The 22367-nt window shown below is 43.1% G+C and carries 32 protein-coding genes, 1 pseudogene and 1 riboswitch; of the genes and pseudogenes, 20 read left to right on the forward strand and 13 right to left on the reverse strand.

The window, feature by feature from the left end; all coding sequences use genetic code 11:
* The first annotated feature begins 29 nt into the window (after positions 1-29).
* The 3 genes from QYF49_RS04935 to QYF49_RS04945 all read left to right on the forward strand — a co-directional run bounded on the left by QYF49_RS04935 (position 30) and on the right by QYF49_RS04945 (position 1392).
* A complete protein-coding gene (locus tag QYF49_RS04935; RefSeq protein ID WP_290398494.1) occupies positions 30-161 on the forward strand; it encodes a YuiA family protein in 132 nt (43 codons plus the stop codon).
* Between the two features lie 102 nt (positions 162-263).
* Entirely contained in the window at positions 264-581 is a 318-nt protein-coding gene (locus QYF49_RS04940; protein ID WP_290398495.1) for a YuiB family protein, read from the forward strand.
* Positions 582-711: 130 nt separating this feature from the next.
* Complete coding sequence (locus tag QYF49_RS04945; protein WP_290399049.1) at positions 712-1392, forward strand: 3D domain-containing protein; 681 nt, start codon at positions 712-714, stop codon at positions 1390-1392.
* Positions 1393-1436: 44 nt separating this feature from the next.
* Here the strand turns inward: QYF49_RS04945 and QYF49_RS04950 are convergent, their stop codons facing one another.
* Positions 1437-2225 (reverse strand): cobalamin-binding protein, encoded by a 789-nt coding sequence (locus QYF49_RS04950; RefSeq protein WP_290398496.1) that lies wholly within the window; start codon positions 2223-2225, stop codon positions 1437-1439.
* A 13-nt stretch (positions 2226-2238) separates the two neighbouring features.
* Entirely contained in the window at positions 2239-2721 is a 483-nt protein-coding gene (locus QYF49_RS04955; RefSeq protein WP_290398497.1) for a divergent PAP2 family protein, read from the reverse strand.
* Between the two features lie 169 nt (positions 2722-2890).
* Here QYF49_RS04955 and QYF49_RS04960 point away from each other — a divergent pair, with 169 nt between their 5' ends.
* The 3 genes from QYF49_RS04960 (at position 2891) to QYF49_RS04970 (ending at position 5889) form a co-directional block, all read left to right on the forward strand.
* The gene (locus QYF49_RS04960) at positions 2891-3280 is read left to right on the forward strand and encodes a DUF309 domain-containing protein (protein WP_290399050.1); all 390 of its coding nucleotides are present in this window, start codon (positions 2891-2893) and stop codon (positions 3278-3280) included.
* A 36-nt stretch (positions 3281-3316) separates the two neighbouring features.
* A complete protein-coding gene (locus QYF49_RS04965) occupies positions 3317-4804 on the forward strand; it encodes a leucyl aminopeptidase (protein WP_290398498.1) in 1488 nt (495 codons plus the stop codon).
* A gap of 146 nt (positions 4805-4950) precedes the next feature.
* Positions 4951-5889 (forward strand): cation diffusion facilitator family transporter, encoded by a 939-nt coding sequence (locus QYF49_RS04970; RefSeq protein ID WP_290398499.1) that lies wholly within the window; start codon positions 4951-4953, stop codon positions 5887-5889.
* A 335-nt stretch (positions 5890-6224) separates the two neighbouring features.
* Here QYF49_RS04970 and QYF49_RS25640 read toward each other — a convergent pair.
* The 6 genes and pseudogenes from QYF49_RS25640 to QYF49_RS04985 form a co-directional block, all read right to left on the reverse strand.
* Positions 6225-6428: pseudogene (locus QYF49_RS25640) on the reverse strand (YrdB family protein); the annotation flags it as partial.
* Positions 6429-6563: 135 nt separating this feature from the next.
* Positions 6564-6719, reverse strand: a complete 156-nt coding sequence (locus QYF49_RS25645; protein WP_354005794.1) for a hypothetical protein — start codon at positions 6717-6719, stop codon at positions 6564-6566.
* 37 nt (positions 6720-6756) lie between these two features.
* The gene (locus tag QYF49_RS25650) at positions 6757-7035 is read right to left on the reverse strand and encodes an MBL fold metallo-hydrolase (RefSeq protein WP_354005795.1); all 279 of its coding nucleotides are present in this window, start codon (positions 7033-7035) and stop codon (positions 6757-6759) included.
* Complete coding sequence (locus tag QYF49_RS25655; RefSeq protein ID WP_354005796.1) at positions 7029-7217, reverse strand: MBL fold metallo-hydrolase; 189 nt, start codon at positions 7215-7217, stop codon at positions 7029-7031. Before QYF49_RS25655 ends, QYF49_RS25650 begins: the two co-directional genes overlap by 7 nt.
* Complete coding sequence (locus QYF49_RS04980; RefSeq protein WP_290398500.1) at positions 7207-7848, reverse strand: TetR/AcrR family transcriptional regulator; 642 nt, start codon at positions 7846-7848, stop codon at positions 7207-7209. The genes QYF49_RS25655 and QYF49_RS04980 overlap by 11 nt, the downstream gene beginning before the upstream one ends.
* A 74-nt stretch (positions 7849-7922) precedes the next feature.
* Entirely contained in the window at positions 7923-8513 is a 591-nt protein-coding gene (locus QYF49_RS04985; protein ID WP_290398501.1) for a biotin transporter BioY, read from the reverse strand.
* Positions 8514-8627: 114 nt separating this feature from the next.
* Between QYF49_RS04985 and QYF49_RS04990 the strand changes: the two genes are divergently transcribed.
* Entirely contained in the window at positions 8628-9224 is a 597-nt protein-coding gene (locus tag QYF49_RS04990; RefSeq protein WP_290398502.1) for a sulfite oxidase-like oxidoreductase, read from the forward strand.
* A gap of 218 nt (positions 9225-9442) precedes the next feature.
* Entirely contained in the window at positions 9443-9517 is a 75-nt protein-coding gene (locus QYF49_RS25660) for a Spo0E family sporulation regulatory protein-aspartic acid phosphatase (protein WP_354005810.1), read from the forward strand.
* Between the two features lie 24 nt (positions 9518-9541).
* Here the strand turns inward: QYF49_RS25660 and QYF49_RS04995 are convergent, their stop codons facing one another.
* Complete coding sequence (locus QYF49_RS04995; RefSeq protein ID WP_290398503.1) at positions 9542-10882, reverse strand: serine hydrolase domain-containing protein; 1341 nt, start codon at positions 10880-10882, stop codon at positions 9542-9544.
* A gap of 266 nt (positions 10883-11148) precedes the next feature.
* Between QYF49_RS04995 and QYF49_RS05000 the strand changes: the two genes are divergently transcribed.
* Together QYF49_RS05000 and QYF49_RS05005 are read left to right on the forward strand one after the other, a co-directional pair.
* The gene (locus tag QYF49_RS05000) at positions 11149-11298 is read left to right on the forward strand and encodes a hypothetical protein (RefSeq protein WP_290398504.1); all 150 of its coding nucleotides are present in this window, start codon (positions 11149-11151) and stop codon (positions 11296-11298) included.
* Between the two features lie 90 nt (positions 11299-11388).
* Entirely contained in the window at positions 11389-11541 is a 153-nt protein-coding gene (locus QYF49_RS05005; protein ID WP_290398505.1) for a hypothetical protein, read from the forward strand.
* A gap of 75 nt (positions 11542-11616) precedes the next feature.
* On the opposite strand, the gene QYF49_RS05010 is transcribed toward QYF49_RS05005, so the two are convergent.
* Positions 11617-12768, reverse strand: coding sequence for a CapA family protein (locus QYF49_RS05010; protein WP_290398506.1), 1152 nt, complete (start codon positions 12766-12768; stop codon positions 11617-11619).
* Between the two features lie 309 nt (positions 12769-13077).
* Here QYF49_RS05010 and tapA point away from each other — a divergent pair, with 309 nt between their 5' ends.
* From tapA to QYF49_RS05040, 6 genes are all read left to right on the forward strand, one after another.
* Positions 13078-13896 carry an amyloid fiber anchoring/assembly protein TapA gene (tapA, locus tag QYF49_RS05015; RefSeq protein ID WP_290398507.1) on the forward strand — a complete coding sequence of 273 codons (819 nt, stop codon included), beginning with the start codon at positions 13078-13080 and terminating at the stop codon, positions 13894-13896.
* Complete coding sequence (gene sipW, locus QYF49_RS05020) at positions 13877-14452, forward strand: signal peptidase I SipW (RefSeq protein ID WP_290398508.1); 576 nt, start codon at positions 13877-13879, stop codon at positions 14450-14452. Before tapA ends, sipW begins: the two co-directional genes overlap by 20 nt.
* A gap of 89 nt (positions 14453-14541) precedes the next feature.
* Positions 14542-15138 (forward strand): CalY family protein, encoded by a 597-nt coding sequence (locus QYF49_RS05025; RefSeq protein WP_290398509.1) that lies wholly within the window; start codon positions 14542-14544, stop codon positions 15136-15138.
* A gap of 106 nt (positions 15139-15244) precedes the next feature.
* A complete protein-coding gene (locus tag QYF49_RS05030) occupies positions 15245-15961 on the forward strand; it encodes an LPXTG cell wall anchor domain-containing protein (RefSeq protein WP_290398510.1) in 717 nt (238 codons plus the stop codon).
* A 3-nt stretch (positions 15962-15964) separates the two neighbouring features.
* Positions 15965-16588 carry a class D sortase gene (locus QYF49_RS05035; protein WP_290398511.1) on the forward strand — a complete coding sequence of 208 codons (624 nt, stop codon included), beginning with the start codon at positions 15965-15967 and terminating at the stop codon, positions 16586-16588.
* A gap of 88 nt (positions 16589-16676) precedes the next feature.
* Positions 16677-16916, forward strand: a complete 240-nt coding sequence (locus tag QYF49_RS05040) for a hypothetical protein (RefSeq protein ID WP_290398512.1) — start codon at positions 16677-16679, stop codon at positions 16914-16916.
* A 27-nt stretch (positions 16917-16943) separates the two neighbouring features.
* Here the strand turns inward: QYF49_RS05040 and QYF49_RS05045 are convergent, their stop codons facing one another.
* Positions 16944-17273, reverse strand: coding sequence for a helix-turn-helix domain-containing protein (locus tag QYF49_RS05045; RefSeq protein WP_290398513.1), 330 nt, complete (start codon positions 17271-17273; stop codon positions 16944-16946).
* An 80-nt stretch (positions 17274-17353) separates the two neighbouring features.
* The gene (locus QYF49_RS05050; RefSeq protein ID WP_290398514.1) at positions 17354-17509 is read right to left on the reverse strand and encodes an anti-repressor SinI family protein; all 156 of its coding nucleotides are present in this window, start codon (positions 17507-17509) and stop codon (positions 17354-17356) included.
* Positions 17510-17535: 26 nt separating this feature from the next.
* Positions 17536-17620, reverse strand: a riboswitch (cyclic di-GMP riboswitch).
* A gap of 214 nt (positions 17621-17834) precedes the next feature.
* On the opposite strand from QYF49_RS05050, the gene kynU reads away from it, so the two are divergent.
* From kynU to QYF49_RS05070, 4 genes are all read left to right on the forward strand, one after another.
* Positions 17835-19100, forward strand: coding sequence for a kynureninase (gene kynU, locus QYF49_RS05055; RefSeq protein WP_290398515.1), 1266 nt, complete (start codon positions 17835-17837; stop codon positions 19098-19100).
* Positions 19100-19726, forward strand: a complete 627-nt coding sequence (gene kynB / locus QYF49_RS05060) for an arylformamidase (protein WP_290398516.1) — start codon at positions 19100-19102, stop codon at positions 19724-19726. Before kynU ends, kynB begins: the two co-directional genes overlap by 1 nt.
* Before the next feature lie 160 nt (positions 19727-19886).
* Positions 19887-20174 (forward strand): hypothetical protein, encoded by a 288-nt coding sequence (locus tag QYF49_RS05065; RefSeq protein ID WP_290398517.1) that lies wholly within the window; start codon positions 19887-19889, stop codon positions 20172-20174.
* An 11-nt stretch (positions 20175-20185) separates the two neighbouring features.
* Positions 20186-21325 (forward strand): conserved virulence factor C family protein, encoded by a 1140-nt coding sequence (locus QYF49_RS05070; RefSeq protein WP_290398518.1) that lies wholly within the window; start codon positions 20186-20188, stop codon positions 21323-21325.
* Positions 21326-21337: 12 nt separating this feature from the next.
* On the opposite strand, the gene QYF49_RS05075 is transcribed toward QYF49_RS05070, so the two are convergent.
* Positions 21338-22210, reverse strand: coding sequence for an alpha/beta fold hydrolase (locus tag QYF49_RS05075; RefSeq protein ID WP_290398519.1), 873 nt, complete (start codon positions 22208-22210; stop codon positions 21338-21340).
* Between the last annotated feature and the right edge of the window lie 157 nt (positions 22211-22367).

A 22367-nucleotide genomic window follows, 5' to 3' on the forward strand; every position in this document is an offset into this window, starting at 1 on the left:
GAAAATTCAAACAAGGGGAGTGTCATCTATTGGAAACATCAACAAGAACGAAAACACAGGAAAAGTGTCAATATTGTGAAGGCAAGGGGTATTTCCAGCTTCTTTTAGGTGGCTCTGAAACTTGTGAGGAATGCTGTGGAAGCGGAAAAAGGGAAAGCTAATGGATGAAGGGAGCCCATGATGCCGGGCTCCTTTTTCTTTATCCTAATATTGACTTTAATCCCCTATTTCAGTAAACTAGCTTTGAATACGGGGGTGAAGAAATGTACTTACCGCAGTTGTTTATTTCCATGCTATTATTTATCGTCCTTTTTTTTGGAATCGGTTTCCTTTTAAACATGCTTCTTCGTTCAACATGGATTATGGCGGTCATTTATCCGGTGGTCGTGATCATGATCATTGATCATGTGAAATTTTTTAAATACTTTTCTAGCCCTGGACAAAGTTTTACAGAACTCGGCCATGATTTAATTCATCTTCAGACTGTAGACATCTGTATTCTTGCAAGCGGGATGGTTGGTGCCATTTTTGCCGGATTGGCCATTAAAATGCTTCGGGTAAGAGGGTATCAAATGTTCTAGAATCTTCTGTGTATATTAAGAAGGTTCTTTTTTTTATGCCAAAAAGCTCCTATTTGAGACGTTTATCCGTATAAAGTTTACCTCTCCTGGAAAATACTACGTTTTAGAGAGGAGTGAAAGTTTGCGTTTTATACGAAATGCCATAAAACGTCTCTTGATGACGGCTATGTTTATCCTTGCTCTGCTAACCACCTTGCACTCGATCTCAGGTGTGGAGGCTAAGGATGTAACCGAATGGGCGGCTTCTCAACAGAAAACACAGCAGGAAAGCTTGTTTCAATCCATGAAGGTGGATGTGATTAAGTTTATCGCTCAGGCCCTCGAAGAGGTGCCTTTGTTCTGGGAACGAGAATTTACTGTAACCGCAGAGCCGGAAAATGTTTCAGCGGTGAAGGAGTTTGATTTTTCCCCTTATCCTTCGGTCACTGTAACCGCCACAGGTTATACGGCTGGAGAGGAGTCTACTGGCAAGAATAAGGCACACCCCGCATATGGAATTACAAAATCCGGATTAAGGGTCAAGCGGGATCTCTATTCTACCATTGCGGCCGATCCGTCAATCTTTCCCATTGGCACCATCCTTTGGGTACCAGGATATGGGTTCGGTGTAGTGGCCGATACAGGTTCAGCGATCAAGGGAAAAAAAATAGACCTCTATTATGAAACGACAAAGGATGTTTATGAAAAATGGGGCAAGAAAACATTAAAGGTCTATGTCGTTCAAAAGGGTTCAGGGACAGTGACTGAGCAGGAACTCAAAGCATGGAATGAAAAAAAAACCATGCACGTCAACCGGAAACAATTGTATTAAAAAAAGCTTCAAGCCAAACGGCTTGAAGCTTTTCTGCTAGATCATTAATTTGCTGTAGAGACCGGCTGTTTCCACAGCACCTGATGCAGTTTATGCAGACCGTCAATCAGTCTGGGAGAAGGCCGGCAGAAGAGATGTTCTTCAAGAATATGCACTTTTTTCTCCTTTACTGCTCTAAGCTCGGACCAGCCCGGGCGTTTTTCCAAAAGCTCGGGTTTTACTTTCTGCTTCCTAACCCCAACCCAAGCGATGCAGATCTCATCAGGATCTCGTTGAATGACATCCTCCCAGGTGGTTCGAACACTTGCCAGTTCAACATCTTCGAAAACGTTTTCAGCTCCGGAAAGATGTGAAATCTGTGTCAGCCAGTTCTGCCTGCCAGGAGTAAAAACAGGCTTTGGCCACCATTCCCAGTAAATCCGCTTTTTCTCTTTAATGCCGGCTGCGAACGTTTGATACTCATTGATGATTTCTTTATATTGGGATACGAGAGAAACTGCACGCTTTTCCACGCCTGTCCTACTTCCCAAATCCTTCAAATCCTCGGCTATATCTTCAAGAGTGGTGGGATTGTAAACCACGTGCGGAAGGTTGCGGCGTTTCAGTTCTTCTACATTCTTTTCCATGCCTGGAACACTTAAAGAAGCGAGCACGAGATCCGGTTTCAGTTCCTCGACCATGTCCATGTTAATGGATAGGTCCGGACCGAGCCTCGGCAAGGAGCGGACCCTTTCAGGCCAATCGGAAAAGTCATCCACACCGACAAGCTGTTCTGTCAACCCAAGGTAATCAACTAGCTCTGTGTTGCTCGGACAAATAGATATCAATCTCACGAATCGTCACCCCTTAAAGTACGAAGAAAAGCCAGTATACGATCAGCGTTTGGACAATTCCAAGAAGTGCGCCGTAAAAGACTTCATCCGGCTGGTGGCCAAGAAGTTCTTTTAATTGTTTATGCTTTTCTTTTACGTCCTGTTTTTTCATTGCCTGGCTGACTTCCACATGCTCCCGGAAGTCTGTCACTAACTTATTCAATACGGCAGCCTGTTCTCCTGCATGCCATCGGATTCCTTTCGCATCATACATCACAATAATGGCAAACATAGCAGCAACGGCAAAAATAGAGCTGCCCAATCCTTCCCTCAGAGCAACTCCTGTTGCAAGCCCTGTAACGGCGGCGGAGTGTGAACTAGGCATACCGCCTGTACTGATAAACAGATCCCATCTCACTTGTTTTGTCTCCAGATAGGTAATTGGTATTTTTAAAAATTGAGCCATTAATATTCCTAATAAGGAAGCAAGTAAAGGAAAATTGAATAATAGGTCCATAGATCGTCTCCTCGCAGCCTTTTTCTACAATGTATCGAGATAAGGTTGTTCTAATGCTTTCATAATACCCTTTTTTTAAGGTTTGCAATCTAATGTTCTGCAGGGGATGGCATTAAAGGGCGGAAGAAAATGCACCTTCTGTTATCATAGTGGAGAAGGGATGGGAGAACTGATGGATTATCCAGAGGAATACTATGAGTTTTTCATTTCGTTCAATGAGGGAGATTACTACACGTGCCATGACCTGCTTGAGGAAATGTGGCTGATCGATAAAGGGAATTACTTTTTAAAAGGGCTGCTGCAGATGACAGTGGCGATCTATCATTATGAGTATGGAAATGTAAAAGGTGCGAGGAGTATGATGCAGGCCGCCCACCGTTACCTCCAGGAGTATCGGCCTTTTTATTGGGGAATCGATTTACAAGAGGTGTATCGCTTTATGGAAGCCTGTTTGAAAACAATACCTCATGAAATCGACAGTGTCCCTTATGAGGATGCGGATAAACTGCCGGCCCTGCCGGAATTGATCCTGCTACTAAATGATCCTCAGGAAGAATAAACTGACAGTAGCATACCATGCAGAAGGAGGTTGTGTATGTTTACCATAAAGGCAAATTGGAATAAGAACAACCCGGAAGAAGCGTTATTGATCGGCATATGGTCCGATCACAAAAAACTTGATGGAATTCCTGCTGAACTAGATGCGGCATTTAACGGCCATATTACAGAGCTTTTGAGGGAAGGAGACCTTTCAGCATCGGCAAAATCGGTTACGAAGCTTCATACATTTGGGATTGTTGGAGCGAAACGGCTTTATTTTATCGGTTTAGGACGGCGGGCAGCCGCGAACTACGAGACGATAAGAGAAGCGTTCGGCAAAGCGGTTCAGCTTCTGAAGAGGGAGAAGCGGGAAAAGGCAGCAATCGTCCTGGAAACCTTTGAAAGCGATCGATTGTCTTGTGATAAGCTTGCACATGCTTTTGCGGAAGCGGTTGTAGCGGGAAGCTATGAATTTGAAAACTATAAAGAGCGAACGAATGAACGCGACAAGAAGCTCACTGAAATTACGGTTTACAGTTCAAACAGCCAGACGGGGGCCGGGCTTGCCACGGGCCATGCCTTTGGTGCGGGGATTAATACGGCACGAGATCTTATCAATACTCCGGGCAATCTTATGACGCCGACAGATCTTGCTCGGGCAGCGATGGAGATTGCCATCAAATTCGGTATGGAATATGAAGTTTTAGATAGGGAGGACATGGAGAGGCTGGGCATGGGTGCGCTCCTAGCCGTATCACAAGGTTCAGATGAGCCTCCTAAGATGATCACGGTGAAATATAAAGGAAGGGATACGTGGGATCATGTTCTTGCCCTGGTCGGTAAGGGGCTGACGTTTGACTCAGGCGGCTATTCCATTAAACCGGGTGCCAACATGCATGAAATGAAAAGTGATATGGGAGGAAGCGGGGCCGTACTTGGTGCGATGGAAGCGGTCGGCCGGCTGAAACCGAAGACCAACCTACTTTTTGTCGTGCCATCGAGCGAGAATCTTATCAATGGAAAAGCAATGAAACCCGGAGATGTGTTTACATCGCTGAGCGGGAAAACGATTGAAGTACGTAATACAGATGCGGAAGGCAGGCTGATCCTTGCTGATGCCATCACTTATGCGAAAGAAATGGGAGCAGACTATCTGGTTGACGTGGCGACGCTCACTGGAGGAGTGGTCGTTGCTTTAGGAGATTGTACGACGGGTGCACTAACAAATAACGAGGAGTTATTCGGCCAGGTAAGCCGGTCCGCAGGGAGTGAAGGAGAGCTGATATGGCTTTTGCCCAGCCATCAACCGTTTAAAGATATGCTGAGATCAAGCGACATGGCCGATTTGAACAACTCCACAGGGCGGTTGGGCCATGCCATAACCGGCGGGCTTTTTGTCGGAGAGTTTGCTGGGAAAACCCCTTGGGTTCATCTGGATATTGCGGGTACAGCCTATTCCTCCAAGGCCTCGAGCCTCGGCCCCAAAGGAGCAACAGGGGTAATGGTACGTACGTTAGCCAGGCTGGCATTGGATTTTAAATAATATTGCAGAAAAGCATGGCACCTGTCATGCTTTTTTACATACTCTGAAAGAAAAAGAGGATTGCGGGATGATTCGATCTGTATTATAATATAATTATTATTACTTTATAATTATTTTAAAATACATAAAGGAAAGGGGATTGTACAATGGCGGATTACGATTATCACCATCTCCCTCATGTAAAAGTGCAGAGCCGGTCAAAAAAAACGTTGTGGATTACCCTCTTGCTGACCCTGTTTTTTACGATCGTTGAAGTAATCGGCGGGCTGATCTCCAACTCTCTTGCGCTGTTATCGGATTCCGCCCACATGGTCTCAGATGTACTGGCACTCAGCTTAAGTATGCTGGCCATTTACCTGGCTACCCGGCAGCCGAATGCCAAATTCACTTTTGGTTTTTTGCGTTTTGAAATCATCGCTTCCTTTTTAAACGGGCTTGCCCTGGCCATCATTGCCATTGGTATTTTTATTGAGGGCATCAAACGTTTCATTAAACCGGAAACCATCGACTTTAAATTGATGCTCATCATTGCAGTGATCGGCTTCACCGTAAACCTTGTGCTGACCATAGTGTTAAGCCGAAGCATGAAGGAAGAGGAAAACTTAAATGTAAAAAGCGCCCTCTGGCATTTTATCGGTGATCTGCTCAGCTCGATAGGGGTAATTATCTCTGCGATTCTCATTAAGTTTACGGATCTATATTTCTTTGATCCTTTAATTAGCTTAATCATTGGCGGGATTATATTTACAGGCGGTTACAAGATCATTAAAGAATCCTATTTGATCCTGATGGAATCTGTTCCGGACGATTTGAACCTGGAAGCGATCAGATCCGATATATATAAAGTGGAAGGGGTGGAGGATGTTCATGAACTGCATCTATGGACGGTAACCACCGATCATCACTCTTTGACCGCTCATGTTTTCATTAATGAAAACATCCAGCCGTTCTGCGTCATTCTAGCCATTAATGAAATGCTGAAAGATAAATATAAACTTAAGCATTCGACCGTTCAAATCGAGCACGCTACCATTCACCATCATGGAGAATACGGAAAGCAGTTCTTAGAAACACATAAATCATAAAATACTAGTGAGGCCTTCATAATGATGAAGGTCTTTTTTATATTTTATACAAGGAATGAAGGGTGCAGGGAAATGGACATAGCTGCTGCATTTTGATTAAAATGAGGACAATACTAATGTTACAACCGTAAAGGGGTTCGTTATGAGCGAAAAGAAATCATTGGCAGCACGTATTTTTTGGTACATCATTTTAGCTATACCTATTTTAATCATTGTATTTACGATCGTAGCGTTATTCAGGAACGTATTTTAACCTAACCAAGGTATGTACTATCCCGAATGATGGACACTATAAAATGTCCTTCATTCGGGATTTTTTATGAAGAGAATAGGGATTAGTCCAAGAGACCGGATGTGCAACTGGCGGTCCGGAAAAAAAGGGCTGATTTAGTGTGTCCGGAGGAATAAAGCGCAATAGTACCAGTGGCAAACACAGTGAGCTGAAGCAAAGTACGCAAAGAGATAGGGACCGGTATCGATGCCTTTGGAGAAAGAAATGTTCCCCTAAAGACAGCCGCCAGAAGGGGAGCCACAAGGCAGAGAACATATTTTGAAAATCAGCTGACCATGTGAAATCCCCAGAATCCAAAGGCTACTAATACAAAGAGCTCAGAGAGGAAAAGCACACCTAAAAGAATGGGCCCCAGGATGGCCATGGATGATTCCCCGCTTTCTTATTGAATTCCTGACTTTAAACGATAGTCAGCCATTTGTGCTTCGGGTTGAAGAACGCTGTTTCCATGGCAAACCTCTAGACGTTTCGGCTTGAGATGGCTGACGATGGAGCTGCTCTTGAAGGCTTCTTCCATATCTGCCGTGAACATGGGCATCGGCTTTTTCAGTCTTCCTTTCTTAGACGTGAACAGCTCACCCGCGAGAAGGACTTGATCTTCTGTGTCCGGGAGAGTGTCCCGGAGTAAGGTAGGGTCTTAGTCCATCAATGAGTTCAAGTTCACCTTCGGTTCCGGCAGAAAGGGGCAGGGTAATGCCTTTAGAGACCGATGAAACAGCCTTCTTTCTTCGAGGATAGGCAAGGTCACCCTCCAGATAAGGGATTTCAACGGAATGGGCATAGACCGGAATGTTATGGTCTTTCAAGATGGCTGAAATAGAGCCCGTATGATCCGAATGGCCATGTGTCAACAAGATTTTTGAAGAGGTCCAGCATTTAATTGATGAATTGTATTTAAAATTCCTTTGGCCATCAAAGGGATCCCAGCATCAACGAGGGTGATCCCTTCTTTACCGCGAACAGCCCAGACATGGATCGGTATGATCATCCATGTTTTCAGGCTCCAAATATGAGGGGAGATTTGTTCAACTTTCATTGTTTGCTCCTTGTTTTATGATTTCTTGAAAACCGAGATAGAGGGCATCGATGCTTTGTTCAAAGGTGGATGACAGACGGTCCAGCAGCTTTTGAAGCGGCTCTTTATGATTGAGGTAAGTGCTCACCATGCCGTGCAGGTTATAGAAAAGAATACGAGAAAAGGCAAGAGACTGTGCATTTTCAGACAGTGTGAGGGCATTGTTCAGCACATCCTTTAACAGCTGAAAAAGTTCAATCCGTACTTTGTTGATCTGCAGTTTCGGATCCTGTTCATCCACTCTGGATGCATTGGCACTGATAAATGTGATGTACATGCTTTGATGCAGGAGACAAAATTCAATGAATGTTAGACAGATCGCTTTTAATTTGGCAGGACCATTCAGATTTGTTTGTTGATCAATTTTCTCCAGCAGCTCCTTAAGTTCATGTAAGAGCGGCATCGCCAAATGATGGAGCAGTGATTCTTTATCTTTGTAATACAGGTAGATAGCCGTATGCGAGCATCCGGCTTCCTTTGCAATTTCTCTGATGGTTACAACGTCATATCCGCGCTTTCCGAATAGTTTACCAGCAGCCTTGAGTATCTTGTTCTTTGTTTCTTCCGAACGCAAATCTTGTTTGCTTACCATTACTGATCGGCTGACCTTTTGTACGAAGCATAAAAAAGAGGTACACCCTGCTTTCGGGATGTACCTCTTTGTTTTTATGCTGCATTTGAATTCGATGTGCGGCGGTTTTTAGAGACTGCCTTATAGATTCGTGGTGAAATCACTGCAGTAACCGCGGTCAGAATAATATCTTTTGGGAGGAACAAAAGCATTCCTTTCCAAGTGCCCAGATAGGTGACACCATCAACCGCAGCCCAGTTGGTCAGCGCGGCGTAGAGAAGCGTCGTTCCTACAAAGTAGTTCACGATCAAACCTGCAAAAGAAGCAGTAAAGAAAACCGGCAGACTTGGTTTTTTCGCAAGTTCAAGGATTTTTCCGGCTACATAAGCAGCAAGTATAAATGATAAAATAAATCCAAAGGTCGGTTTGAAAATGATGGAAGGTCCGCCGGAGAATCCTGCAAATACAGGAGCGCCAGCCAGACCGACAAGCGTGTATACGATCATGGAAACAGCACCGAGACGGCTTCCGAGCAGCAGACCTGCCAAAATGCAAAAGAAGGTTTGAAGGGTAACAGGCACTGATCCGAAGACGAGGGCAGGCATCCATGCTGTAATATTTCCTCCTACGGCCATCAAGGCTGCAAACATCGCAGCTAGGGTTAAATCAATCGCTCTAAATTTCATTATGTTCACCTCATGTGGTAATTTATCTATATTGATGGTAATTCAGAGAAGTGATAATTGTCAACTTAATTTTTATACAAGGTTTACATATAAAATCTCATGGAGGTGCAGAATATGTTTTTTGGAAAAACACCGAAGAAAAAGGATCGGGAGAGGGTACCGCCCAACCAGAATGTTACGACCCGCTGGCCGGTGCTCCATTACGGCAATGTTCCTTACTATAACAATTTAAATGACTGGAACCTGAAGATCTACGGAATGGTGGAAAATCCGACAACTTTTACCTATGAGGAGATCCTGGCACTTCCCAAATCAACGGCTACCAATGATATCCATTGTGTAACCGGCTGGTCCAGGCTGGATAACGAATGGGAGGGGGTTGCTGTAAAGGATGTTGTGAAGAATGTCGGCATTCATCCGTTGGCCAAATACGTCCTTCTGCATGCGGAAGAAGGATGGACAACAAATCTTCCATTGAATGATTTTTTGAAAGAAACCAGTTTGCTGGCTCATTCTCACAATGGACAAACGTTAACGCCAGAGCATGGGTACCCGCTTCGGGCGGTGGTTCCCCATCTCTATTTCTGGAAAAGTGCGAAGTGGCTCCGAGCCATTGAATTCCTGCCCATGGAAACACCGGGCTTTTGGGAGAAGAACGGGTATCACATGTATGGAGATCCCTGGAAAGAAGAGCGCTTTAGTTGGGACTAGAAAATCTTTTTTTGAAAAAAATTACAAAAAAGAAGAAAAACGCATGTAAATTTTACCACAGGTACCGATGATAGTAATAAAGGTAGTTTATGCTCTATTCGGTAAGGAAAGAAGTGCCTGTGTGCGGTAATCTTCAAACCGTCTGTGATCAGATGGAAAAGTAAAAGAAAAGTTGTATCAATCAGGCCGATCGGCAAACAGTTATTCAGATCCTGCCCATTGTAAAAATCAGCCAGGAGCTGGATGAACTGATCACTCTCTATCAGCGCCACTTGAAACTAAACTATAAATAAAAGCAGAAAGAAGCAGCTGTTCTATCAGCTGCTTCTTTCTATTTTGGTATAAGATGTTTTTATTCCGTCCATATCTTCGTGGTGAACGATTATTACCTTGTTATCTCCATTCATCATCATCACTTCCACTTTTTCTGGTGTACAGCTGGAGATAAATTCATAACCTGCCTCTTTTTTGGATACAAGAAGCAATGGCAATGTATATGGAACACCATACATCTTCGGGATGGTTAGGAGCCATGAACCTCCATCCTGCTCAAGTGTGAGTGAAGCATTGTTAATCTTGGAAAAATACGTTCCATGTACAGAAGCAGAAACATCTGTCTCCCTATTAAGCTCTTCGCAAAATGCTGGACTTTCCACCTCTTCATTAAGCATTAATTTTGCCAGGTCGCGATTGATCTTGGTAACCGGTGTTAAGTTAAAATTACTCAAGACGATCACAGTAATCTTCTCATCCAAGCTTTTCAGCATCTCAGCACAATATCCGTTCACATCACCAAAATGGCAGGCAACTGCGGTTTCCCCAATTCTGTCAAAACCCCAGCCGTATCCATAACGGCCTAGATAGGGTGTGAGCATTTTATGCAGTGACTCCTTATTCAAAACTTCTCCGGAAAACAGAGCTTCCGTCCATTTAAACAGATCCTCGGCCTCAGAGTATATACCGTAGGCACCGAGCGGAAAACTCATATCAATAAAATCTGCATTTACAACCTCTTTATTTACCGTATAACCAGATGCCGAATTTTGAACGATGGTTCGACCGTCCAACAAACCGGTGTTCTTAAGACCTAACGGTTTCAACAGATTCTCCTGGAGAAAATGGGCATAGGTTTGTCCCGATACTTTTTCAATAATTGCCGTCAGCAAGATGTAATTTGAGTTGCAGTAGCGGTATTGAGTACCAGGCTCAAATTCGAGAGGTTTGTCTTTGATTCGATCGATCAGTCCGAAAATGCTTGAGGGAAGCCTCATCTCTTTTGTCCAATAATCCGGCATGGAGGTGAAATCAGGAACCCCGGATGTGTTGGAGAGCAAATGGTGAAGAGTAACCTGTTTAGCATAGGTGAGGTCCTCGAGAAAATAACCAGCGGTATCCTCAAGTTTCAATAAACCTTGTTCTTCAAGCAAAAGAATAGCAGCTGCCGTAAAGTTTTTAGTCAGTGAAGCAATCGGGAAACGGGTTTGAGGTGAATGGGGAATATTGAACGTCCGGCTGGCTGTGCCATATCCTTCAAGCAGCAAGATTTCTCCTTGATATGCTGCAAGGACAGTGCCATTAAAATAGCCTAATCGGTCATAAGCCATCATATAATTTTCTAGTCTCGTTTTTATTGTGGTTTTGTTTCTAAGTTGGGTCATAGCACATTCCTCCTGTACAAGGAAGATACATTCTGCAAAAAGGCGAGCTTCTCCTTTTTTAAACTGAAGGGAGTAAGAAATCATGGAAATTCTGACAATGTCTGCTGATCGTCAATCTGTGGTATCGGGGCTGTTCTTTCACTTGTATTTATTTTTTAAAAATAATGATGGAAGAAGCAGGATTTTTGTCCGAAATATCAAACAATAGTATAGAATAAGCAGTCTTCTTTTTTGAATATACTAGGGAGAAGGAGGCGGATTCCATCATGGACTTTGTGAACGAAGAAAACCAGCAAGGAGACCAGCTGGCCATGCAGTCCGAGCATTGCATGGTTTGCAACAACGAGCTCACCAGCTGGGAAGAAAGACAAATATCCGTTTGCGACCACTGCGTCAGCAAAGCCATCGGCGATTAGCGTTCCGTTTCGGAATGCTTTTTCTTTTGGAATCAGATTTCCCTTTTTTTCACAAACTATAGAGGAAAATAAAATCAGGAGGGATTTATCATGGCTAAAAGAAAACATTCCACGAATGCTGCCGCCAAGAACAATCAAACCCCAACCGAAAGCATGACAGATGTAGAATTCTCCGACGATAAGTTTGTGGACGATATTCCTAAACGCGATACGAAGAGCCCGAAATCAAAAGGCGAAGCATAAAAAGGAGACCCATGTTTGATCTTCCCCGATTTTTGGGGATACAGTTCAGATCAGACCAGGTCTCCTTCTTCTATATTAAAATGAAAACTGAAGCTCAGGTACATATTGGTTCATATGTTTTTTTATTTCACGATATTGTTTCTGCTGTGTTTTTACGTCCTTCATCGGATGCACCTGCCATGATCGGTCCACCCAGGTTGGGAGAAATGAAGGATTTTCCAGCTCAATTTTAACGTTATTCCCCTTTTGAATTTTCTTCACCCTAATATCCATCATACCCCCAATGTTTTTATATGGGCCTGTCTGCCCGGAAAAAAAGTTGCCAAGAGAATAGGCTGCAAAAGCCCGCTCACCGTTCTTTTTCTTGATCCAGGAAACCGGCTGAAGAACATGAGGGTGATGACCGATGATGATATCTGCTCCTGAATCTGCTGCCACCTGCACAAGCTCTTTTTGTGACTCATTCGGCATCCGCTCGTACTCGTTTCCGAAGTGGAGGCTGATCACGACAACATCAGCGATTTTTTTTGCTTTAAGAAGGTCGGCTTTCATGTTCTCCACATTGATCAGATTAACGAGATACGGTTTGTCCTTAGGCACAGGGATCCCGTTCGTTCCATAGGTATAGCTCAAGAAAGAAAAAATGATCTCATTCCGTTTCAGGATACGGATGATCTTTTGATCCTTGGATGATTGAAAAGCACCGGTATATGGCATTCCGATCTCGTTCCAATGGTTGATCGCACTCAAAATCGCTTTTTCCCCGCGGTCCAGCGTATGATTGTTCGCAATGGTCACCAGATCCACACCGCTTTTCTTCAGCGCATCTCCAACCTCTTGTGGCGAATTAAAGGAAGGGTATGAAGATAGTCCAATTTTCTCCCCGCCGATCATCGTCTCCTGATTTGCCACTGTAATATCCGGGTTCTCCAAATACGGCTTTACCTCTTTCAGCATCGGATTAAAGTCATAGGAACCATCACGTTTCTTCGCTTTATCGTACACCCTGTCATGTATGAGGATATCCCCGACTGCTCCGATGGTTGCCGTATGGACGGTTTCTTTGGGCTGTGCCTTTTTTGGCGGGTTTACGGCTTTTTTATTTTGCCTCTCGCTGCTTGCAGGCTCATGGCTGCTTTCCTCAGTCAGCTTATTTCTCAGGACCGGAATAAGTATTAAGAGCATGATGACCACACAGATGGTTGAAATAATCGTTATTTTTTTCATAGTAAGCGTTTTCCTCCTATCTCCATACTAGGTCATTTAGCAAGGAATTCAAGGGAAATTTGCGAATGTTCTTTAAAACGGACGAAATGTTCTTTGAAAATAACGAAAGATTAAGAAAAAAGGCGATTGAAGAAGTTAACAAGGACGTTTGTACGTTAAAAAGAACAAATTTAACCAATTTTGCAGGTTTTTCAAATAGTAAAATCGTTCTATACTGAACACGAGTTGTTCGTTAATAAGAACGAAGTGGACACGAGCAGAGTCTAAGTCCTTAGTAAAAAAGGAGGGAGACACATCAGAAGCAAGCGATTGAGAAAGTTCAGAAAGAAGCATTGGGTATATGTTTTAAGTTTACAAGCTGGCATTATATTTTATTCACTTATGTACTCCCTTTACGGTCTGACCGGAACTACAAATGCCTACTTTAATGATACATCCAAAGTTAGCGGAACGATTATGGCAGGGACTTGGGAGACCGATGACGGGAAGTGGGATAAAAGCTCACTGACCTTCCTATCGGCATCTAACGAAGCTTCATGCAGCAGTATTAGCGCTGTAATAGTAAACAAGGGTGAGAAGATGCAGGATCCTGTTAAATACGAAGTTTGGTGGGCTGAACAAGGATATCCGAAGGATGGCAGTAAAGTCGATACTGGAAAAATTGATGCGCTGACAAAGAACCAAAAAGAAACCCTTACATATTTGCCAACGAAAGATGGTGTTTATAAGTTTAAAGCATTCCAGAGACCAGGACATCCAGGTAAGGGAGAACTTTGGAGTGATGGAATTACAATAACTGGGTGTAATCAACAAGATACAGATGAAGATAAAAGTAAGGATGGCAAAAAAGAAAATATAGTGAGCGAGAAAGAAAAGGAACAAAAACCAGCGTCTGGCGATTCAGGTAATGACAATACAGAGGAAAAACCGGCTGAAAAGCCTGCAGAAGTTAAGGATGAAACAAAAGAACCAGAGCCAGCACCAGATAGTAAAACCAATGACGGTGAACAGGACAAAGAAGCTGTAAATAAAGACGCCGAAAAAGATGCCGAGCAAAATTCAATAGATCAAAAAATGACAGTTCCAGATTCAAAGAAGGGTGATAGTAATGAAGACAATCAAAGTTAAAAAATGGCTTAGCAATATTGTTACAACTGTTTTATTTGCAACCTTGTTGTTTATGGCAGTTATAGTCATCTCGTCAAAAGCTTCAGGAGGAGATCCTAGTTTTCTCGGTTACCAGCTAAAAACAGTCCTATCCGGCTCCATGGAACCGCGAATCCACACAGGATCAATCATTGCAGTTAAGCCTGGTGGTGACATGACCCGTTTTAAAAAGGGTGACGTCATAACCTTTAAGGCTTCTGAAAATAAATTGATTACCCACAGGATAAACAAAGTGGAAGGCAGCGGATCAAATACCAGATACGTCACAAAGGGTGATAACAATGATGCCCCCGACCTGGAAACGGTACTTGCTAACAACGTAGTCGCAGAATACAAAGGGTTCACCGTTCCTTATGTGGGATACGGAATGGAGTTTGCACAATCCAAAAAAGGTACCACTTTATTGATGATCGTTCCCGGAATTCTCCTTCTTATCTACTCTGTGGTCACCATCTGGAAAGCCTTTCGGGAAATCGAAGTAACAAAAAAAGAAGAGACACCGCCAGTAAGCAATTAACGGTTGCAACTCTGCAGAGAAATCTCTTTGCAGGTTCAATATAAAACACTACATACCCATGGAAAATGGGGAAGGGGAGGAAGTTGAACATGAGTTTGAAAAAGAAATTAGGTTTAGGGGTAGCCTCAGCAGCATTAGGATTGTCTTTAGTAGGTGGAGGGACGTATGCATACTTTAGTGATTCAGCTAAAACAAATGGCACATTTGCAGCGGGAACATTGGATTTAAATGCTAATCCCACAACGATTATTAACGTAGATAAAATCAAACCTGGAGACACAATGCTTCGATCTTTCAAACTAGCGAATGCTGGAAATCTAGACATTGCGACTATTAACTTAGCTACAGATTATACAGTTAATGATGCTAAAGGTGACAATGCAGGAGAAGACTTTGGTAGCCATATCCGCGTTAACTTCTTGATAAATGCTGATAAGCTTGATGCCCCGATTTATTCAACTACACTTGCACAACTTAAAACATTGTCACCAGATGTAATAAAAGGCAACATCTTTGGTGGCTGGTTAGCAGAAAGAGGCGGAAAACTTGCAGCTGGTACAGATGATACACTTTATGTACAATATGAGTTTGTTGAGAATGGTGCTGACCAAAACAAATTCCAAGGTGATTCTTTAACTCTTAATTGGACATTTGAAGGCAAGCAGGGTGCTGGCGTAGCAAAGTAATTTAAATTAAAAGGGAAGGTGGGGCATCCCACCTTTCTTTTATAGTATAGATGTTATGCGAGGAACAAAGTCAGACCTCCAATTTAAAAGCGAGGAGGTACAGATCATGATATTTAACTCAAATAAATTTAAAATTGTGTTTGTATATTCCATTTCACTGCTGCTTACCCTTATTGTTTTTTTTCCTTTTGGGAAAACAGATGCATCGAATACAACCTCAAAAATAGATTTTGCAACCTCTCCAACCGAGTCTCTTTTTGATGTGAACAACATGAAACCCGGAGACTGGGCGACCAGAACATTAGTGGTAAAAAACAAAGGAAATGTTCCTTTTACTTATAATACAAAATCCAATTACAAGAACGGTTCTAAAAAATTCTTTAATCAGCTTTTTCTTAAATTAAGTGATAAAAATGGAGTTGTTTATGAAGGAAAACTCAGCGGCTTCAAGAAACTACAACCGCGTAAACTACAACCACGAACAGAAGAACAACTAACAGCAACGATTTCATTTCCCTGGGAATCCGGAAACGAATTTCAAGGATTGAAAACTGAATTTGAACTTGTACTATTGACATCAGACACTAATATCAATAACCCGCCAAGCAATCAAGATGACACCACAACAGACAACAACACACCGCCGTCCAAACAAACTGATCCACCATCAAACAATACAACACCAGGCATTTCAACCTTGCCGAAAACCGGTGAAAGCAGTCCTTATCCTATCATGATTCTAGGCTTTTTCATCTTCTCATCAGGGTTAATTCTTCTGCTTGTGAAGAAGTCTGTAATCCCGAATCCTTTTAAAAGGGAGTAAGTTATGAGGTGGCTAGCATATGTGCTGATCACTGCTGGAATCTTAACGATGTGTTATCCAAAGCTAAAGAGCTATTATTACACGAACCAGGAGAACCAATTACTTAAGTCATGGAATCACCCGCCCAACGAACAAGCAAAGGACAACTACAAAAAGTTAAATCAAGTTTTCACTGAAACAGAAAAACCTGTGAACCCCTCCATGAGAAGTCCACAGCCCAACCGTTTACTTGGAACACTGGAGATCAAAAGAATTCACCTCCGTTTACCGATTCTGGAAGGTGCCAGTCTGGCCAATTTGAAAATTGCCGCTGGACATATCTCCGGCACCTCTGCCATCGGTGAAAACGGAAATGCGGCCATTGCTGCCCATAGAAGCTATACGTATGGTAAACAGTTTAATAGATTGACGGAAGTGAAAATGGGAGATTTCATCACCATTGCAACAAAAGAAAAAGCCCTCACGTATCGGATGTTCGCTAAAGATATCGTCAAACCGACTGATCTGTCTGTATTACATAGTAAAACAAACGAAAACATCATCACTTTAATTACCTGTCATCCCTTCAAAAACCCGACACACCGGTATATTGTGAAGGCTAAGTTAATAAAGATTGTTAACCAGTAACGGAAGCAAAATGGGTATCCATCAAGAGGAGACTCCGTTGTTACACCTATAAACGCTGGAAACAGCAGCCAAAGGATGATGCAGAGAAATGATACGGCTCGAAAGTGGAATCTATTTAAGTGAAGTGGCTGGAAATAAAGTGAAGGTGATTTACTGTGGAAAAAACGTATGTGAATTATATATTAATAATGAATTTAAGGGAAGAGCACCTTTTGATTATGTGAGAGAGCGATTGATGATATGGGAAAACAAGAAGGACCTGCTTACAGCTTATATTATACCTTATCCATTTAAGCAACTCGTTCCACTCATCGATGTTTATGTATAAAAAACCGGAGTCCATCCAGACGCCGGTTTAACTTTGGTTCTTATTTTTCCATTTGTTGAATTCAAGGAATTCTTTGAATTGGTCTTTGCTGACACCAGACTGCATAGCTTCCTTTACGAGCTCTGCCCATTCATAATCCAGCTCCGCCTCATTGACCTCAGCTTTTTCATTCAGCAATTTTTCAACAGGAATATCCAGGACGGCGGCCAGCTTTTCGAGCAGCTGTACAGAAGGATTGGTTTGTATGTTTCGCTCAAGGGAGCTGAGGTAGGATTTGGCGATACCTGCTCGTTCTGCTAGTGCGGATAGAGATAGACCTTTTTCTTTTCGATATTTTTTCACAAGTTCACCAATCATGATGATCCCTCTTTTTTACTCCAAATTTGATTTCATTATACATTTATGGACTATAGGCTGTAAATAGAGCAAAAGCGACATCACCCTGATGTCGCTTTAACTAAAGGCATATTTTGTTGTATGTAGGATTCCTGCAGATACTTTCGTACTTCCTCCAGGCTTAATCCTAATTTTTTAGCTTGTAAAATCAAAACTACCCATTCTTGATCAAGATGTGTTTCGTTTAGGTTTTGCATGTTTCCCTCCTGAAATTGGTGGTTTTCTAGGTAATCCAGCCGACATAGTTATTTCCCTTAGACCTGTGATTTTGCGTCCATGCTTTTCAGCCATGTTTGCCCTTTAACTGGAGGGTGGCGTTACCGACAGGCAGTTGATGATACAAATTTAACCAATTCATAGTGCTTAATTCACATTTTTATTATAGGATGTTATTCTCTAGTAATATGTCGTAATTTGCCTGTTATGTAATTGTAATATAACAGTAAAGAAACCGCTTACATTGATAGTTTGCTCCCAGTTGTTTAATATAAAATAATAAAACAGAATAGGAGCGAAGCGTTGATGGATAAAGAGAAATGGAAAGAATTGGACAGTAAGGATCCATTGCATCATCTTAAAAGTGAATTTTATACCCATCAAAACGTTCTATATTTAGATGGAAATTCGTTGGGGCTTCTGTCGAAAAGAGCAGAGAAAACACTGATGGAGTCGTTAAAAGATTGGAGAGATTTCGGAATTGACGGCTGGATGAACGGAAAACATCCGTGGTTTACGTTAAGTGAAGCGCTTGGGGAAAAAATCGCGCCCTTAATTGGCGCTTACCATGATGAAGTGATTGTTACTGGTTCAACAACAGTCAACCTCCATCAGATGGCCTCCACTTTTTTCAAGCCGTCAGCAACACGAAAGAAAATATTGGCAGATGAATTAACGTTTCCATCCGATATTTATGCTTTGAAAAGCCAGCTGTCATTGCTAGATCTGAATCCCGGCCAGCATTTAATCAGAGTGAAAAGCCGAGACGGAAGATTAATTGAGGAAGAAGATATTATTGATGCAATGACAGATGAGATTGCGCTCATTGTGCTGCCCTCTGTTTTGTATCGAAGCGGCCAGCTTCTCGATATAAAACGTTTAACAGAGGAAGCACATCAGCGTGGAATACTCATCGGGTTCGACTTATGCCATTCCATTGGTGCTGTTCCTCATCAGCTGTCAGAGTGGGAAGTGGATTTTGCGTTCTGGTGCAATTATAAATACCTCAATGCTGGACCAGGAAGTGTGGCAGGATTGTACGTTAATCGAAAGCATTTTGGAAAGGAGCCTGGCCTTGCCGGCTGGTTTGGTTCGAATAAAGAAAAGCAGTTTGATATGGATCACGATTTTATTGCAGCTGAGTCTGCAGGTGCCTATCAGATCGGAACGCCTCATGTTTTAAGTATGGCTCCATTAATCGGGTCGCTCGAAATTTTTGCTGAGGCCGGCATGGATCGGCTGAGAGAAAAATCTCTTAAGCTGACAAACTATATGATGGAACTGATTGAAACAGAGCTTTCGGGTTTTGGTTTTTCCATTGGGAACCCAAAAGATGACGATCGGAGGGGAGGACATGTGTGCCTCGAGCATGAGGAGGCAGCCAGGATCTGCAAAAGTTTAAAAGAAAACGGAATTGTGCCTGATTTCCGGGCACCGAATGTGATCCGCCTCGCACCTGTAGCGCTCTACACTTCATTTGAAGATGTCCATTCAGCTGTTCATCGGTTAAAGAAAATTATGAAAGAGAAACAGTATGAAAAATTTTCAAACGTACGAGAGGTGATCGCTTAATGTGTGGAAAACTGATTGATATCTCCATGCCATTAACTCCTTCTGTTCCGGCCTGGCCAGGAGACACTCCGTATTCGTTCGAGTTAGCCTGGAAGAAAGCGGATTCAGGATCCGTGAATGTCGGCAAAGTGCAAATGAGCACACACACAGGAACCCATATCGATGCACCGTACCACTTTGACAATGAAGGAAAACGTGTGCTGGATCTGGATATAGAGCTCTATGCCGGGAAGGCTCTGTTGGTGGATGTTACGGGTAAGGATACAGTTGGGCCTGAGGAGCTGGCGGACATCCCACTGGAAGGAATGGAACGCGTGCTTCTTAAGACGGGGTCTTGGAAGGACAGAAGTGTTTTTCCAGAACGCATTACTTATCTTGATGAAAAGCTGGCTGCCTTTTTAGCAGAAAAAGGAATAAAGCTCATTGGCGTGGATGTTCCATCAGTGGATCCTCTCGACAGCAAAGAGCTTCCTGCTCACCATGCATTTCGCCAAAACGGCATTCATATTTTAGAGGGTATAGTCCTTGATGATGTAAAGCCAGGAGAATATGAGTTGATCGCGCTGCCTTTGCCGCTAAAAGAAGCGGACGGAAGTCCCGTTCGTGCCGTATTAAGAAAAATATAAGGAATCACGCGAAGAGTTGATCGAAGTCAAAGGACCTTGATCAACTCTTTTTGTGTCAGAGCCGAAAACTGTAAAACGTAAGAAAAACCGCTATCTTTGTTTCAACTCTGACGATTGTTTATAATAGAAGTGAAGCTTAAAGCAAATACGGGGGAACATTATGTATAAGTATGGATTTCAAAATTATTTCGAAGCGGATTTTGGCGCGTTTTATCCTGAAGTGATGGAGGGCGAGCATTGGATTAATGTATATTTGAATTTTGATCTGTCAAGACAGACGAAGCTTCCTGCTGATCTGCATGATCCAAGCGCACTTGTTGTATTCGATCGTGATGGCGAGGTTCAGGATTTTATCGTTCATGATGAAGGTGTAGACTGTGAATATAAGTTTACTGACCGTGAAAAGCAACAAATGCTTTCCTATATAAAAGAACAGAATTTGATTTAAGGGGTGAGCGTATGAAAATTAAGGGCATTGAACCAACACCGAGTCCAAACTCCATGAAAATTAACATGGACGAAACGCTGCCGGGGAATGAACGCTACAACTACACGAAGGACAACCTGGAGGGTGCACCTGACTATATCCAAAAAATTTTCAAAGTGGAAGGCGTGAAAAGCGTTTACCATGTGGCTGATTTCATCGCACTTGACCGCCATCCGCGGGCAGATTGGGAAGAGGTGCTGGCTGGTGTCCGGGAAGTTTTCGGAGATTCAGATGAACAGCTGTCTGAAGCTGCCGGACAGGAGAAAAAGGAAGAAGAATACTTGGAAATTACAGTCCTCATTCAAATGTTCAGGGGCTTGCCGATGCAGGTGAAATTGAAAACCGAAAATGAAGAACGGCGCGCCGGCCTTCCGGAGCGTTTTATGAAAGCTGCGCTCGAAGCTCAAAAAGCGTCTGATAACCTTGTGATGGAACGTCAATGGGTAGAGCAGGGTGTTCGCTACGGAACGTTTGAACAAATCGCACAGGAAGTGGTAGAAGAGATTGCGGCCGCTTATGATCAAGATCGGGTTCAAAAACTAGTGGAACAGGCCTTTGCCATGGAATCCGGAAAAGAAGCACCAAAAGAGGAAGTATCAACATCCGAAGTCGCTGAAAAAATGCAGGATGAAGATTGGCACACCCGGTATGCCGCTTTGGAACGAATGAATCCAACCGTTAATGATATTATGGTGTTAAAGCAGGCATTGAAGGATCCGAAACCTTCCATCCGCCGCCTGGCCGTTGTTTATCTTGGCATGATCGAAGATGAGGCAGTACTTCCTCTCCTATACGCGGGATTGAAGGACAAGAACGTCGCGGTTCGCCGGACGGCAGGAGATTGTTTATCCGACCTTGGGAATCCGAGTGCCATTCCTGCCATGTGTGACGCGCTTCATGACAAGAACAAGCTCGTTCGCTGGCGCGCTGCACGATTCCTGTTTGAAGTAGGAGATGAAACGGCCATCCCGGCACTAGAAGACGCAGAAGACGATCCAGAGTTTGAAGTGCGACTGCAGGCAAAGATTGCTCTCGAACGCATCCAAAGCGGTGAGGAAGCTGCAGGTTCGGTTTGGCAGCAGATGATGAAGAGCCGGGAGAACAACCAATGAACAAAGAAGCGCTCAGACAGACGTCTGCAGCGCTTCTTTTTCGTTTGAAATGAATTGTTTGATGTCTCTCGCTAAATCTAACGGCTTTTCCTCCATGATGAGGTGTCCGGCATCTTTATAAACGATGAGCTTCGAATTTTTTAAATCACTGTGAAGCCGTTTACCGGTAGTTAATGGGATGACTTTATCATCGTTGCCGTGAATGAGAAGAATGGGATGAACGATAGTATTCAGTTCAAAAGGCTTTAAGTCTCCTTCTCGGTGGCGGAGGAGACGAATCAAGCTGTCAAAGAATCCTTCCTCTAAAAATTGTGCTCTATAATCCTTGATTAAATCGTCCGTAACAAGGTCGATATTATGGAGGACCCCGCTTAAATTATGGCGAAGATCCTTTTTCAGCACCCATCTTTTTAATCCCCAAGAGAAAAAGGGCAGATAGGAGCAGCAGATCATGGTGGTTTTCGCCCGTTTAACATACCCGCAGCAGCCGAGGAGTACAATCTTCTTGATCCATTTTCCATCTTGCATCGAGGCATGGAGTGCGACCTGGCCGCCCATGGAATGACCAATAAGTACGACATCTTTCCATCCCATCTCTTTGATGAACGCGAGCACGAGCTTTCCGTAGCTTTCCAGTGAGTATTTAAAGGTTTTTGATTTTTCGCTTTTACCAAACCCCGGCAAATCAATGGCCACCACGCGATAATCTTCTGTTAAATGGGGAATCAGCTGCCGAAAACTGATGGTGGAAGAAAGAAACCCATGAATTAAAATGAGGACTTGGGCATCAGAATTCTTATGCTGAAAATCTTCATAATAAAGTTCGACTTCGCCTATTCTTTTCCGATATGCCGGAGTAAGCAGCGGCTGTGTTTTCGTTTCCATTGCATTCCTCCATCATCCTTGCGTCACCATTATTTTGTCCAATCTTTTTCCATTTACAAAAGAAATAATTTCCTTGAACATGCACAAAATCCGCGCTTGCCGCTATTCCTTTTTACCTTGGTCCAACATATTTTATTAGTGTGTAGGACGCAACAGA

The organism is Fictibacillus terranigra (assembly GCF_030412265.1).
Classification (GTDB): Bacteria; Bacillota; Bacilli; order Bacillales; family Fictibacillaceae; genus Fictibacillus_C; species Fictibacillus_C terrinigri.